Source organism: Sporolactobacillus inulinus (assembly GCF_006539285.1).
GTDB lineage: Bacteria > Bacillota > Bacilli > Bacillales > Sporolactobacillaceae > Sporolactobacillus > Sporolactobacillus inulinus.
In genome coordinates, this window is sequence record NZ_BJMS01000010.1 from 41,374 (window position 1) to 56,742 (window position 15,369).

At 42.3% G+C, this 15,369-nt stretch carries 14 protein-coding genes; 2 read left to right on the forward strand and 12 right to left on the reverse strand.

Annotated features, from left to right (window positions below):
- Positions 1 to 31: 31 nt before the first annotated feature.
- The 7 genes from SIN01_RS02275 to SIN01_RS02305 all read right to left on the reverse strand — a co-directional run bounded on the left by SIN01_RS02275 (position 32) and on the right by SIN01_RS02305 (position 9,191).
- A complete protein-coding gene (locus tag SIN01_RS02275) occupies positions 32 to 1,312 on the reverse strand; it encodes a condensation domain-containing protein (protein WP_010023173.1) in 1,281 nt (426 codons plus the stop codon).
- Between the two features lie 241 nt (positions 1,313 to 1,553).
- Complete coding sequence (locus SIN01_RS02280; protein WP_010023174.1) at positions 1,554 to 2,276, reverse strand: ABC transporter ATP-binding protein; 723 nt, start codon at positions 2,274 to 2,276, stop codon at positions 1,554 to 1,556.
- Complete coding sequence (locus SIN01_RS02285; RefSeq protein ID WP_010023175.1) at positions 2,269 to 3,045, reverse strand: ABC transporter ATP-binding protein; 777 nt, start codon at positions 3,043 to 3,045, stop codon at positions 2,269 to 2,271. The genes SIN01_RS02280 and SIN01_RS02285 overlap by 8 nt, the downstream gene beginning before the upstream one ends.
- Positions 3,042 to 4,328, reverse strand: a complete 1,287-nt coding sequence (locus SIN01_RS02290) for an ABC transporter permease subunit (protein ID WP_039744262.1) — start codon at positions 4,326 to 4,328, stop codon at positions 3,042 to 3,044. Before SIN01_RS02290 ends, SIN01_RS02285 begins: the two co-directional genes overlap by 4 nt.
- A 9-nt stretch (positions 4,329 to 4,337) precedes the next feature.
- Positions 4,338 to 5,330, reverse strand: a complete 993-nt coding sequence (locus SIN01_RS02295) for a branched-chain amino acid ABC transporter permease (protein WP_010023177.1) — start codon at positions 5,328 to 5,330, stop codon at positions 4,338 to 4,340.
- Between the two features lie 196 nt (positions 5,331 to 5,526).
- Positions 5,527 to 6,708 carry a branched-chain amino acid ABC transporter substrate-binding protein gene (locus SIN01_RS02300; protein WP_010023179.1) on the reverse strand — a complete coding sequence of 394 codons (1,182 nt, stop codon included), beginning with the start codon at positions 6,706 to 6,708 and terminating at the stop codon, positions 5,527 to 5,529.
- A gap of 305 nt (positions 6,709 to 7,013) precedes the next feature.
- A complete protein-coding gene (locus tag SIN01_RS02305) occupies positions 7,014 to 9,191 on the reverse strand; it encodes a methyl-accepting chemotaxis protein (protein ID WP_010023180.1) in 2,178 nt (725 codons plus the stop codon).
- A 341-nt stretch (positions 9,192 to 9,532) separates the two neighbouring features.
- Here SIN01_RS02305 and metA point away from each other — a divergent pair, with 341 nt between their 5' ends.
- Complete coding sequence (gene metA / locus SIN01_RS02310) at positions 9,533 to 10,441, forward strand: homoserine O-acetyltransferase MetA (protein ID WP_010026448.1); 909 nt, start codon at positions 9,533 to 9,535, stop codon at positions 10,439 to 10,441.
- 55 nt (positions 10,442 to 10,496) lie between these two features.
- Here the strand turns inward: metA and plsX are convergent, their stop codons facing one another.
- The 5 genes from plsX to SIN01_RS02335 form a co-directional block, all read right to left on the reverse strand.
- Positions 10,497 to 11,510: a phosphate acyltransferase PlsX gene (plsX, locus tag SIN01_RS02315; protein ID WP_047035614.1), complete on the reverse strand. Its 1,014-nt coding sequence runs from the start codon at positions 11,508 to 11,510 to the stop codon at positions 10,497 to 10,499.
- Positions 11,511 to 11,689: 179 nt separating this feature from the next.
- A complete protein-coding gene (locus tag SIN01_RS02320) occupies positions 11,690 to 12,007 on the reverse strand; it encodes a permease prefix domain 1-containing protein (protein ID WP_010026941.1) in 318 nt (105 codons plus the stop codon).
- A complete protein-coding gene (locus SIN01_RS02325) occupies positions 12,007 to 12,336 on the reverse strand; it encodes a PadR family transcriptional regulator (RefSeq protein ID WP_029548310.1) in 330 nt (109 codons plus the stop codon). Before SIN01_RS02325 ends, SIN01_RS02320 begins: the two co-directional genes overlap by 1 nt.
- Positions 12,337 to 12,619: 283 nt before the next feature.
- On the reverse strand, positions 12,620 to 13,864 hold the full coding sequence (locus tag SIN01_RS02330; RefSeq protein ID WP_047035612.1) for an ABC transporter permease: 1,245 nt from the start codon (positions 13,862 to 13,864) through the stop codon (positions 12,620 to 12,622).
- Positions 13,857 to 14,756, reverse strand: coding sequence for an ABC transporter ATP-binding protein (locus SIN01_RS02335; RefSeq protein WP_010027675.1), 900 nt, complete (start codon positions 14,754 to 14,756; stop codon positions 13,857 to 13,859). Before SIN01_RS02335 ends, SIN01_RS02330 begins: the two co-directional genes overlap by 8 nt.
- A gap of 153 nt (positions 14,757 to 14,909) precedes the next feature.
- Between SIN01_RS02335 and SIN01_RS02340 the strand changes: the two genes are divergently transcribed.
- On the forward strand, positions 14,910 to 15,320 hold the full coding sequence (locus SIN01_RS02340; RefSeq protein ID WP_010027677.1) for a DUF2871 domain-containing protein: 411 nt from the start codon (positions 14,910 to 14,912) through the stop codon (positions 15,318 to 15,320).
- Positions 15,321 to 15,369 lie beyond the last annotated feature (49 nt).

Below are 15,369 nucleotides of genomic sequence, written 5' to 3' on the forward strand. Positions count from 1 at the left end.
AGAGCCAAAATTGGCTCTCTTTTCTATTTTCTTATGATTGAATGGGAAGATGGTTGATCAAGTCTGTGATGAATGAATCAATAAATGCTTTATCTTCGTTTGTTCCGTAAAAGTTCGTTGAGAACGTCATTCTTTTCTGAAACGTGGTCACCGCAATTTGGAAATAAGGTGCATACTTTATCGAGCCGGAAATGAAAACATCACGAATGCTTAATCCCGAAAAGCGCAGTTTGTGTTCATCGATGATCCCTATATTTGTCATCCCATTAACAGGAATACGATAAATACTTGGAAACCGTTTTTTCGCTTGGGTCAGAGTATGATGTTGATACGTTTCCTCAAGCTCCGAGTAAACTTTCAGCGGCGCAAAGCTCTTTTTTTGCTTATCCATCACCCTTTTCACTCGCATTAATGCCTGATCAAAGCCAATTCCTTCATCTCTTGGAACAATGCAAGTAATGTTGGCTGTTAAATTACAGAATCCTGGTTTGGCCTCTTTTGGCAGATAGTTGCGCAGATTAACCGGACAATCGAGAATAATTTGGTCTGACTTGATGACTCGAGATAAGGCACAGACATAAGCTGCAAAAAGCGCATCGTTAATGGTTGCCCCCTTGCTCTTTACGTAACCCCGCAACTGATCAAAAGCTTTGGCACTTAATTGATGCGTCATAATAAAGGGCTGCCGTTCGTCCCCCTTAAGCGGAAGATAGTCTCGTTCATCTTGTTCATGCTTCATCAATGCTGCATGTTTCACTTCGTTCAATTGCACCTCGTTCAACGCGTCAAACACTTGTTTTATGCTACGCGAACCGAGATGATCTGCGTTCGGGTGTGTGGAAGTATTGCCATCAATGAAACATGAATATTGTGCGCTTAAGAGGGATAGGTAGTCATTAAACCCTCCACCGTCACAGAGCATGTGATTGAGGATTACAGCTAGAGAATCTCGCCTGTCCTTTCTAATAATCGCTATACTCAGCTGAGGTCCTTCTTTCTCATTGAGCTTTCGTGTCAGTTGCTCTTGAACTGCCTGTTCTCGGTCCGTCGCTTGAACGACTTGCACCATGTCGCTTGCCTTCCAATCGCTTTCTTCCCAATAGGCATTCTCAGCCGCTTCAACGTATCGGCATGAAAGTAACGGAAATAATTTTTGCGACTCATGTACGGCCTGAATGAGTACGCGTTCATCAATTGTTGTGTCAAAATGAATGACGGCATGCAGATAATGATCATTTTTCTTATTCATTCCGGAAATAAAGTGCTTCACATCTGAACTCTCAGCTGCAAAAGTCTTATGTTTTGTCGCCATTCACAACACCCTTTCTCCTGCATTCTCTCGCATTTTTTTCATATGTCAAAATGATGAAGCCGGCTGACCATCATTAAACTGCTGATCAAGAAATGATGATGAATTCATTATATAATTTGATTGCTTTGACGATCAAATATGAAACACTAAGCCGACATCATAAATAGTAAACCGGATCAGCTAAGATGCTGATCCGGCTACAGTAAATGAAGCATTTCAAACGTTTCTTTATAATTGAGAATCAAGCAAGATAAGCGGCCCTCACCTGCTCATTTTTCATTAGCTCGTCTCCGTTGCCATCAAGTACAATGGAGCCTGTTTGGATTACATAGCCGCGATCGGCGATTTGTAATGCCTGGTAAGCATTTTGCTCGACAAGCAAAATCGTCATGCCCTCTTCGTTCATTTCTTTGATAATATCAAAGATTTGTTCGACGATTATCGGCGCAAGACCCATCGAAGGTTCATCAAGCATGAGAAGTTTTGGCTTCATCATAAGTGCCCGGCCAATCGCAAGCATTTGCTGCTCGCCGCCGCTCATTGTGCCTCCTCTTTGATTTAAACGCTCCTTTAGTCTTGGAAAGTAGTTGAAAACACGCTCCATGCGTTCCGCAATGACATGCTTGTCTTTTACGGAAAAAGCACCGATTTGAAGATTTTCACGGACTGTGAGCCGTGGGAATATTCTCCGTCCTTCAGGGACTTGTGCGATGCCGAGCAGTGCTGTTTTATGTGCCTGAAACTTGCTGATTTCTTGACCGTCAAAAATAATTGATCCGTTTTTTGGTCGAACCTGCCCACTGATTGATTTCAATGTTGTTGATTTTCCAGCACCATTACTGCCAATCAAGGTAACAATTTCACCTTTATCAATATAAAGGTCAACACCTTCCAATGCTTGAATCTGACTATAAAAGCTGTCAATTTGATTTACTTCAAGGAAATGGTTCGATGCTTCAGCCATTTGAAACCGCCCCCTTGCCCAAATATGCTTCGATAACTTTTTTGTTATTCCTGATCTCATTGGGTTTCCCAGAGGCGATCAGCTCACCATGATCCAGCACATAAATTGAATCGGAAATCTTCATGACCAAATTCATATCATGTTCAATTAGAATAATTGTGACATCAAGCTTCGTACGCATATCATGTATGAGATTGGTCAACCGTTCGGTTTCTTTTGGATTCATTCCTGCGGCCGGTTCATCAAGCAGCAAAACCTTAGGTTTTGCTGCGATCGCACGCCCTATTTCCAAGCGTCGCTGTGCCCCATAGGCTAAGTTGCCTGCATTTTCATTTACATAGTTCTCTAAGCCCACATAGTTCAAGATATCATACGCGGTAGTTCTAGCATTTTCTTCAATCTTCCGAATATGTGGCAATTGAAGCAATGTTCCGATCCAATGAGACTTTAGATTTTGATGCATACCAACCAACACATTCTCCAGAACCGTCATGTTTTCGAACAAACGGATATTTTGAAAGGTTCGCGTAATACCAAACTGAGAAACTTGATGCGGTTTTAATCCGACAAGCGATTTTCCATTGAGAAGAATGTCGCCGGACGTGGGGTGGTATACTGCCGTAATCATATTAAAAAAAGTCGTTTTACCGGCACCATTCGGTCCAATCACAGCAGTTATGGAATTTTTTTTAATCGTCATATTAATATCTGATGTGGCTGTCAGGCCACCAAATTCCTTTGTCAGGTGTTTTACTTCCAAAATGTTCACGAGTCAGCACCTCCTGATGCTGTTTTTTTACGCGTCAGTGCTGCTTGTTCCGACTCCTTTTTCAATTTGGCCACATCGACTTTACGATTTTTATGCGGAATCAACCCTTGTGTTCGATAAAGCGCGAAAACAATTAAGAGGATTCCAAAGATAAGCAGCTGCATTTTTTCAGGTGACAAAGCTGGTGGAATTGAGATGCCGTAATTCGAACTCATGGCCGACAACCAATTCGAGATATTGGTAAGCACCTGTGTTCTCAGAATGATGACGACAGCAGCACCGAGAATAACCCCCGGAACACTCCCCATTCCGCCAAGAATGACCATAACAAGTACCATAGTCGATTCGAGGTAGGTAAAACTGGTTGCATCAACAAACATCTGTTTCGCTGCAAAGACAACTCCCATCATTCCCGAGAATGAAGCACCAATAGCAAATGCGGCTAATTTTGTTTTTACTAATGGAATGCCCATTGATTGTGCGGCGATTTCGTTATCGCGAACCGCTTTCCAAGCGCGTCCTAATTTCGAATACTCAAGTTTTCGAACCACATAGATGACGAGGAGAAAAATCGCAAACGCAATATAGTAGAACTGATTCGATGAACCAATACTGATTCCGAAAAAGCTCGGCGGTGTGATTGATGCAATCCCCATGGAACCATTTGTAATATTAATCGGATGATCCATATTGTTCAGTAAGATTCTAATGATCTCGCCAAATCCTAACGTAACAATCGCTAGATAGTCGCCGCGCACACGCAAAACTGGTACACCTAACAAAATCCCAAAAATTGCTGCGACAATCGCCGCAATAAAGATGAAAATCCAAAATGTGCCGCCAGAAAGCGGATAATGACCAAATGGCATAAACTTTGACGCTTGATCACTGGCAAAAATGGCGTACGTATAAGCGCCAACCGCGAAAAAAGCAATAAAGCCAAGATCGAGTAATCCAGCAAAACCAACGACGATGTTCAGTCCTAAAGCCATAGCACAATAGATGCCGACCAATGTCCCAACTTCCATATATGTTTGATACGAATCACTGAAGCTCGCAATAAATGGTACAACTACTGCAAGAATGACAATTCCCGTTACCCATTTTGCTCTTAGATTCAAATTGAGATAATACAAAATAAGAATTGAGAAAAGCAGCAGCAAGAAGGCAATCGTTGAATCCGGCAAAAGGAACAGTCCAGCACCAGTCACAATGACATAAGTGAGGAACAGGATGATTTGATTTTTTTTGCTTTGCGCTATTTTTTCAAAGAATGCACTCAAACTTGTCACCTACACTTTCTCTACGACGGCTTTACCAAATAAGCCTTCTGGTTTGAAAATTAAGACAAGAATCAAAATGATAAAGGCAAACACATCTTTATATTCGGCTCCCATTGCCCCATGGGTAATAATGGACAGGTTTGAAGCTGCGAACATCTCAAGCAGTCCAAGCATGACGCCTCCGAACATAGCTCCTCGAATGTTTCCAATGCCCCCTAGAACAGCAGCTGTGAACGCTTTGATGCCGAGTATAAACCCAATATAGGGATCAATCGTGCCGTATTGGATCATGAAAAGCACACCGGTTGCTCCGCCTAGAGCAGACCCGATAAAGAAAGTCACTGAGATGACTCGATTAACATTAATTGTCATCAGCGACGCTGTATCACGATCCTGTGCAACCGCCCGCATCGCCATGCCCCATTTTGTCTTGTTCACGAAAAGATCAAGTGCAATAAGCATAATGATTGTCACAATAAGCACGAGTAAAAACGATGACTGGAATGTTGCATTGTTAAAAAAGGGTAAGGCGCTATGGAGATTCAGCGTAAACTTGTGATTAAACATCGGCGGCGCTGTCACAATATAGTTCCCTGTTTTTAATTCCGCAATAAAACGAACCAAATCTTCAAGCACAAAAGAGATACCGATAGAAGTGATCAGTGCAATCAGTTTCGGAGCATTTTTCTTTCGCAGCGGCCGATAGGCTACCCGCTCAATGCCGACCCCCAAAAGTCCGGTAGCGATGGCGGCAATTACGATGACGATGATAAATACGAGTATAGCCGGTAACGCTGCAAGAAATCCCATTCCCATTAATAAGAAAAGAACAATTGCTCCAATAAAAGCTCCCGTCATGAATACGTCGCCATGTGCGAAGTTAATCAACTCAAGAATGCCATAAACCATCGTATAGCCGATTGCTACGACTGCATAGACAACGCCAAGTGTCAGGCCATCAATGAGTACTTGGGGCAAATTCTGAATGATATGTGCAAGCATGCTCTCACCACTTTCCTCACGAGTTGTTTGTTTGGATGTATTTTATTTTTTGGAACAGCTAATTTCTGTCCAATGTTATGTGAAGACTGCTTATAAAATCCTAAAAGGGCATAAGCGTGCTGCTCAATACCCTTTTAGTCCACAATTAATTATTCATCAATGTCCTTGGATTTCATTTACTGATACATGGGTTCAATTATTGGCTGATTTCCGCTTTCTGAACCGGCGGATACTTAGCTTCAGTGAAGTTATAGATGTAAACTTTGGCGAATTTGTTATCGCCTTTGTCATCCAAACTTACTTTAGTTGTTACACCATCATAATTTTGAACCGAACGAATGGCTTTTGTTACTTGTTCACGGGTTGGTTTTTTACCGTCATTACCATCGATCGCTTTCATTAGCCCATCCAGAATAACGCCGGCTGCGTCATAACCATAAGCGGAATAAGATTCAACGTTCTTACCAAATTCCTTCTTGTATTTTTTGGCAAAAGCTTGTCCTTTTTCTGTTTTTGATACATCTCCGGCAACCGATGTTAGGTATACTCCTTTAACCGAGTCCCCAGCAATCTGAACTGTCGATGATGAATCAAGACCATCGCCGCCCATGATCGGGCCATCGAAGCCTTTCTGACGCGCTTGTTTAATGATCAGGCCGCCTTCAGCATAGACACCACCGAAATAGATCAGATCAGGTTTCTTCGCTACAGCTTGACTAAGAACACCGTTAAAGTCCTTCTCACCAACTGTGATTCCTTCATAGCCGACAATCTCAGCACCCAGCTTCTTGGCTTGATCTCTAAACTGTTCAGCAAGACCTGAACCGTATGCTGTTTTATCTTGAATAACAAATATCTTTTTCGCTTTGAGTGTTTTTACTGCAAAGTTTGCGCCTGCTGGACCTTGGAAATCATCACGAGCACAGATACGATTAACCGTAGGAAGTTTACGATCAGTAACAACCGTTGCTGTAGTAGCTGGCGATACCATTGCTAAATTGTTTTTGTTATAAACTTCAGAAGACGGAATTGCAACGCCCGAGTTCAAGTGGCCGACAACAGCAAGTACATCTTTATCAGAGGCAAGAATCTGAGCGTTTGCCACACCTTTTTTCGGATCACCTTGATCATCAAGATCTTTTAATTTAATTTGAAATCCTTTTTTCTCAAACTCTTTTTGGCGATCTTCAATTGCTAATTTTGCACCGAGCCGGATTGCATCTCCAAGGGTTGCACTGCCGCCTGAGAGAGGCGATTGACTACCAATCTCAATCACTGTTTTTCCATTTGATCCGCCTGATTTTGGCGAGCAGGCCGCAAGGGCACCGATTAATAGTGCAATAATTGCTAGTAATGGTACGACTCTCTTTAATTTCATTGTCATCCTCCTTTTTATAAAAGCAAAACACTTGAATAAATCCCAATTCTCTGTCTTTTATGTAGTGTCCACCCCCCGCTATCTCTTTCTAAGCTATCTCTATTAATGCGGCTCTATAATGTTATAATAATTTAATCTTCTTCCACAATCACTATCTATGTCAGATATTCCGACGAGGTTTTTTGAATCCTGTTAATTTTCGAATAGTTCAAATTACAATTATACCCTGTATAATCCTTATATTTACGGATCGTTAAGTAAAAAAATAGAAGACCCCGCTCCATAAGAAGCGGGGTCCTCATGCATCAAACCGTTTTGAATGATGCAACCATTTTTTGCAATTGATTGGATACATAGTCCAAACTATTGGTTATTTGATTTAAGCGTTCCATTTCCGAGGAGACTTCATGCAGTGTTTTAATTGATGCTTCACTGCTTGATGCGTCTTCGGCCGTTCTCCGCTTAATTTCATCAGCTGATCGATTAATCGACTGTACAATATCATTCAAATCGCTGCTCTCTTTCGTTGTTATATCCAGTAATTGATCGGTTTTCTCAGAAATCTCGCTAACATTGCTGGATATATGATTAAACGAACCGATTGTCGCTTTGATTTGAGTAGAGGATTGATTGACTTTATCATTTGTTTGTTTTATTTCGTTCAAGGTTTGGTTCGTCTCATCTTGAATACTCTGTACAAGGGCTGCCACTGATTTTGTCGCCATTTCTGTTTGTTCGGCAAGTTTTGATACTTCTTTAGCAACGACCGCAAAACCTTTTCCTGCCTCACCCGCTCTTGCCGCTTCAATTGCAGCATTAAGTGCGAGAAGCTGCGTCTGCTCGTTAATGTTCTTAATTACCGTAACCGCTTTGGTGATCGTCTCAGATTGTGTATGTAATTGGTCGATGCGGTTCATAGTTGCATCCATTTCCTGTTCAAGCTCGCGTACCATGTTAAGTGCTACTGAAGATGCCTTATTCGCCTGAATCGTTCGATTCTTCGTATCATCAGTATGTATACTTACCTCGTTTATGAGCGCACTCATTTCCTGAATCGAAGCAAAAAGTCCATTAAAATGATTGCGCGCATTTTGAAAAACCATGTTTTGTTCGCCGGCGGTAGCGACCAGCTCATCAACCGTATCTCCGACAAGATCCATGCCGCTTGCCATTCGGCTGGCCATCTTTGATGCTGTAAACGAAACACTTTGTGATGCTTTAGCAGATGCACCAACGCGTTGGATCATCTCCATTTGACTGTTAATAAATTTATTGAACCAACGGGAAAGTTCGCCTATTTCGTCTTGAGTGTTTTTATTGAGCCGCTTTGTGAGATCACCGTCGCCTTCTGCAATTTCATGGAGTATCGCGACGGTTTTTCGAATTGGTGAAATAACGATGTGATTGGCAGCAAACAGAAAGGTTAGCGATAAGAGCACCCATGTTGCCGCTGTGCACCAGATTCCTGCCGAAAGGGACACGGAATAACCGATCCCATTTAGCCCTGCTGCAATCAATGTTCCAAATGAAAAGTAAATGGGAAGCCGCAATCTTAAGCTTTTGAACTGATAAATTTCTTGAATATCGCCTTCACACATCATTCCCCAGACTTCATCACAATACGGGGGATGAATCAACGTACCTTTCCCCCCAACCATGACATGCCGATAATCGGGGTAACCCGGCCACGTATCGAGATTGTGCCCATGTTCGATCGTCTTTTGAATACCAGGATGCAGCTCCCCTGTTTCGGGATCTGTAAAACGAATTTCAAATTCAGTATGTTTTTTTATTTGTACGATGCCCCATTTTGCAGTCTGTACCCCTGCTTTTAGGTTGTCCCCGAGCGTATAGGTATTATCTTCGAATCGGCTACGCGAGATCGCTGTTCCCGGCAGTATATCGCGCTTCGTTTTAACCATAAATAGATAGTTGTCACCAGAGTCTTTATAGACATGGGCATCCTCATTCTGAATGACATTGCTCATTGTGTCATTGAGCACACGGCCCATGAATACGCGCGGGACGCCTTTACCATTTACCGCTGGTGTCGAAAACATCAACGTGATCTCATCGGCAAAATGTGCGCTGCTTAGATCAAGATCAAGCGTTTGATGATCAATATAAGGGCCGTACATCAATTTCTCTTTATTAAGACCGCGCGTATAATTTGGCAAATCAGTCATTTGTAAACCTAGATGCTTGGTACACGTGGACACCATGACTTTACCCGTTTCGTCCAGCAACATAAATTCAATAAATGCATCACTATTCTTCAATTGTTGTTTAAGCACTTCACTAATTTCTGTACCGCGTTCATCATAGCTGTAGGCAATCTGATTCACATTTTCCAGTTCATTCCATCGATCATGGAACCAATTGTCAAGTGCTTTTTTACGTCCTCTTGATATCCCATCAAAAATACGTTCCGATTGTTTCTCGATCGAACGATTTAATAAATGCATCATCCTTGAGCCAAGCATGGACACGTCCCCCTTTTAAGGAATTAAAAACATTCTGCGCTTCGCGGCTTTTTTACACTGGTAAGAAACGATTTAAGGAAATGAGTGTACGTGATTCGGTAGAACGCCGCGTCCTGCGGCTCACCGAACACTAGGCCGTCCATGGCCGTCGCGGGCGGCGACTTTGCCTTCGCCAGAGGCTTGGCAAAGCCAAGTTTTCTATAGACGAAAATATTTACTTTATTTCTATACTAATAGTTTCGACATTTTTTTCTAAATCTTTAGGTTTTATGAAAATACACGCGACTGATCAAACTTATGCTATTATTAATACAAAGTTTACCATGAGGGGAACTGATGTTATGCCTATAAAATTACCAAAACTGCTCCCGGCAAGAGAAATTCTCGAGAACGAAAACATCTTTGTGATGGATGAAGATCGCGCAATGACCCAGGACATCCGTCCATTAAACATATTGATTCTAAATTTAATGCCTGAAAAGGAAATGGAAGAAACGCAATTACTTCGTCATTTAGGAAACACGCCTTTGCAGGTTAATGTAACCTTTCTGAAAATGGCAACCCATGAGTCAAAGAACACGAGCCACCTTCATCTTGATCAATTCTATTCAATTTTTGATGAGGTGCAGCAGAAAAAGTTTGACGGCATGATTATCACCGGAGCACCCGTCGAGCAACTCCCATTTTCCAGTGTGGATTATTGGAATGAATTAAAAGAAATGATGCACTGGTCCCGAGATCATGTCACCTCAACCCTGCATATTTGCTGGGGTGCTCAAGCTGCGCTGTACTATCATTTTGGTGTCGATAAAATTCCCTATCCGGAAAAATTATCCGGAGTATTCAGCCACACTTTATATGAGCCAAAGGAAAAACTGCTACGTGGTTTCGATGATGTTTTCTTTGCCCCGCATTCTCGTTATACGAATAGCGACGTAAAGGCGCTTCAAGCTCATCCTGAACTCCGTATTCTTTCAGGTTCCGAGGAAGCCGGACCTTTTATTTTAATGGCAAACCAAGGGAAACAAATCATGATTACCGGTCATTTGGAATATGATACAGGAACGCTTGCGACGGAATACGAACGCGACTTAAAGAAAGGGCTGCATCCGCATCTTCCTACACACTATTTCCCGGATGACGACCTGAAAAGGACACCGTTAAACACTTGGCGCTCGCACGCGCATCTCTTGTTTTCCAATTGGCTCAATTATTATGTTTACCAAGAAACCCCTTACCAATGGGATTAACCAACTGACTTAAAAAAAGACTCGGGCAGATGCCCGAGCCTTTTTTTAAGTCAGTTTATGCTTTGCTGTTCAGCCAATCGTAATGCTTCTCATGGAATGTATGTTCGATTATTCCGACCACATCTTCGTCAATCAGGATCTGCGCCTGCTTAATTGCTGTATAGACGGCTTCACTTTTTGCTGAGCCGTGAACCTTAATGATTGGTGCGGCAAGGCCAAAAAGAAGTGCACCGCCGTATGCAGAAGTGTCCATGTGTTGTTTCACTGCTTTTAACTTGCCATACATCAGACCGGTCAATACTTTTGTATACAACGAGCCGCCAAGGGTTTCCTTCAGCAGCTTCATCAGTGAAATCGCCGTTCCCTCAATACTTTTCAAGACCATATTGCCTGAAAAACCATCTGCAACAATAACATCTGCTGGTCCTTCAAGCAACTCGCGTGATTCAATATTTCCGACAAAATTAATCGGTGCATTGCTCAAAAGCTTATAGGCATCTTTAACGAGATCGTTGCCTTTACCCGCTTCTTCACCAATGTTCAAAAGTCCAATGCGAGGATTTGGGCGATGCATGACTTTTTCCGCATAGATATTGCCCATGATTGCGTATTGCAACATATTTTCCGGCTTTGTCTCTGCATTTGCCCCAACATCAAGGAACAGGAATCCCTTGTTTTGATGAATGGTTGGTAAGGTTGGTGCGAGAGCGGGACGGTCAATGCCTTTAATACGTCCAACACCAAAAAGTCCTGATGCCATCAGCGCTCCGGTATTACCCGCAGAAATGGCTGCTGCACAACGTTTTTCGCGAACCTCTTTTACTGCTAGAACCATTGAAGCCTGTTTTTTTTGGCGAACCGCTTTTACTGGTGCATCGGTTCCTTCTATCTTTTCAGTGGTATGGAGAATGTCAATGCGATCCTGTTCGCCTACCAAATCCTTCAGCTTTTCCTTGTCGCCAACGAGCGTAATCTCAAGCTCAGGAAATTCCTTCAGGGCTTTGATTGCTCCTTCAACCATCGCATCAGGTGCATGGTCGCCGCCCATCGCATCAATTGCTAACCTCATTACATTCGCTCCTTTATAAGAACAGCTTTTCACGCCGAATTGCTTAAGTTCATAAAACCTATGTTCATAAATTGATTCTCGACTCACTCTAACATTAAATACGTGATCTGTCCAAACTATGTTTCAAAAAAGTTTTTATGTTCGAAAATGATTCAGTTTTTTTGGAACAGTAATGAAGGTCAGTAAAAATTAATAAACACAGCCAATGCGATAATCAATGCACTACCCCATATAGAGAAATTGAGATTGATGCGCGCTAATTCACGTTTTCGATTAAATGTGTTCTGCGGAAGATCCATCTCGCGTTTAATTTCCTCAATATCTCCAAATTCAACAATCACTTTATTGACTGCGTCTTCTTCTGTTTTTCCTTCCTCAATTAAGTCTGCTACTTTTTCTTCTAAATCACGCGTAATTTCTTCCTTAACTTTTACCGTTTGTTCACTGTTCGGCAGATCTTCAAATAATCTGTCAAGATACATGTTCAGCCGTTTCATCAATCAGTCTCCTCCATGAATAAGTCCACAATTTCCTTTACTTCGCGCCACTCATCGATCATTTCTCGAAAATAGGCTTTTCCGAGTGTGGTAATTTGGTAATATTTTCGCTTTCCACCATGGGAATGCTCGCCATAATAAGAGTCAATCAAATGCTTCTTTTCAAGTCTTTGAAACACGGCATAAAGTGTCGCTTCTTTAATTTCAAAGCGCCCTTCCGTTTTACGGCTTACTTTTTTTGAAAGCTCGTAGCCGTACGAATCGCCATCTTTAAGTAGTCGCAGAATGATTGAGTCAAGATGCCCTCGTAATATATCGCTGCGAATAATACCGCCTCCCGCTTAATCGGTAATTACTCTATCTGATGTAGCAATAATAGCATGAATTACTCTGTCAGTCAAAGTAATAGATAAATAATCGAATGCAGATCTCATTTACAAGTAATGAATATGCTCCGGCTACCGAGAGCGTTTCCTCGGCTTACTCCAGCATGTCTCGTCAACAAAGCGCGATTGTACAGGAACTTGAGCACCCACGCGTTGGTCTCGCAATCTTTTGCTTCTTTTACCTATTAAAAAGGACCGGGCTAATTCCCGATCCATGAATGTATCCTTATTTTGAAAGCAGTATCGCTTGTTTTATTTTCTTAATAATGGAGCCGTTACTATAGGTGAGCACTGAGCCACGATAGAAACGCAAACTGAACAGGAACAAGCCAATGATCGTAAGCACGAGGAATACAAGCGAGACAAAGGCCTGCCAAAGCGCCATATCGGTTGCCCCAATTCGCATCGGCATGATCATCGATGCTGTAAATGGGACGTACGAGAAGATTTTGATGAGCATCGTATCCGGATTACTCATTCCGCTGATTGCGATAAAAAAGCCAACCATAAGCAGCATCGTCACCGGCATCACCGCTTGACCAACATCCTGAACTTTATTGACGAGCGATCCCAGCACTGCTCCAACAAGTGTATAGAGCAGACAGGCAAGAAAGAAAAACAGAATCGCAAAAACTGTATAGCCCAGCGTCAGTTCGCTCAATAGAGTACTGACCATGTCCCAGTACTTACCGTCCTGGAACGCGCGTGCCATAAGTAATGCACCACCGATCAATACAATAAACTGAGTCATCGCCAAAGCCAAGGTACCAAAAACGCGGGACAATAAATGGGTAACCGGCGACGTGCTTGAGATGATAATCTCCATAATTCGCGAGTCCTTCTCTGCCGCAATCTCAGAGGAAATAATCGACAGGTAGGATAATACAAACAGATAGATGATAAACGCAACCGCATAGGAAACAAGAGTTGCCGTTGACTTTTGTCCGCTTGTTTTTCCATTTTCAGCATTCTTGGTCAGCACTTTTTGATGGAGTTCAATCTTTTGATTCATAATTTTCTGTGCCTGTTCGGCGCTTAAATTTAACTGCTGGATCGTAAACAGTTGGTTTGCTGCACGGGTCTGTTCTTCCAGCATTTGCTGATCTGTTAATTGAAGCGGATTTTTCGTCTTAAGTTCTGCCTGTAAGGCACCTTTCTGATCCAGTGAGAGCACAAGCAGCGCATCCGTTTTTCCCTTAACGATGCGCTGTTCTTCCTGATGTACAGAACGTGTTGTCGGTGTAAATTTTATCTGTTTGCTGCTGTGAAAATAGGTTGCTGCCTGCGCATTCGTCTGATCAGAGACTGCAACGGTCATCGGCTTATCATCAGAAGAAAACCAGCTGCTGATCGTTGGCCACATAAAAAAACAGGCAATTCCGGCAAGCATAATCAACGTAGTAATTAGAAAAGATTTGGCCTTTAGCTTATTCGTGTAGGATTGAGAGAAGAGCAGAATGAATTTATTCACCTTTACCTGCCACCTTTCGTGTAAAGAGTTCCTCAAGCGACAGATAGTCTAAGCTGAATCGTTCGATAAAGCCGTTCTTTGCAAGTGTTTGAAAGATCGGCCGTGCATCATGTTCATGGTGCAAGCGCAAACGATACATTTCTTTTTCTTTCGTAACCGACTGGACCCCTGGAAGCGCTGCGAGTTCAGTCTTGTCATATGGCCCGCGAATGGTCAAGTTTATTTTCCCGTATTGTTTTTTCAGATCGAGAATTGCTCCTGAGAATAGTGACTTCCCCTTTTTGAGCAGACAAATATGATCGCACAGCTCTTCGACATGATCCATGCGATGACTGGAAAAAATAATCACGGTCCCCTCTTTTTTCAGAGAAACGACCGCATCCTTCAGTAATCCGGCATTTACAGGATCAAGCCCGCTAAACGGTTCATCGAGGATCAGTAATCTCGGTTTATGAATCAGACTGGCAATCAATTGTACTTTCTGCTGATTCCCTTTTGAGAGAGTCTCCGTAAGCACTTTTCGTTTCTCAATTAAATCAAATCGTTCAAGCCATTCACTAATCTCTTTTTTGAGTACTTTTTTAGGCCAGCTGCGTAATTGACCGAAGAACATTAATTGATCCTCGACAGGCATTTTCGGATAGAGCCCGCGTTCCTCAGGCAAATAACCAATTTGATCGCGTTCCAATCCGCGAATCGAATGATCTCGCCAGTTAATCTTTCCGGAGGTTGGTGCGAGCAAGCTTAAGATCATTCGAAAGGTAGTCGTCTTGCCTGCACCATTCTGACCAATCAATCCGAAAATTTCTCCTTCTTCAACCTTGAAACTAAGATGATCAACTGCTAAGAAGTTTTGAAAGCGCTTTGTTAAATGCTCTGCAGACAGTGTCATTTTTTCCCTCGCTTCTCCATATTTTTACCTTTTTATTTTTCCTGTTGCTATATATTCTTTCATAGTTTACCAATTTCACTTATTCTCTTGCAACCGGATGACCGGATCGCGTTATAATAATCAGGAATACTAGAATCATTTGGAGGATTAGTGATGAAAAAATTGTATGCGGCAGCACTCGGGTATATGATCGCCGGCCTTCTTTCCGGAATCTATTATCGGGAATTAACGAAGGCGATGAACTTTAGCGGCGAATCCATGCTCTCTGTTTTGCACACACATTTGCTGATTTTAGGTATGTTCTTTTTCCTTATTTTGATCAGCCTTGAAAAACTGTTTCATCTGAGTACGAACAAACGGTTTTCACTCTTTTTTTGGATCTACAATATAGGTGTCGTCTGGACGATTACTTTGATGGCGATTCATGGAACATGTGACGTGCTTGGTATCGCCTCAGGACCTGCAATCGCCGGACTCGCAGGAATGGGACATATTATTTTATCGATAGGGCTTATCCTTTTCTTCATTATTCTTAAAGATCGGTTATTTGATAAGAAAAACTAGGCTACACCCGGCCCTTAATCTCCAGCCATGTGTGGTGGGCTCGTGTCTT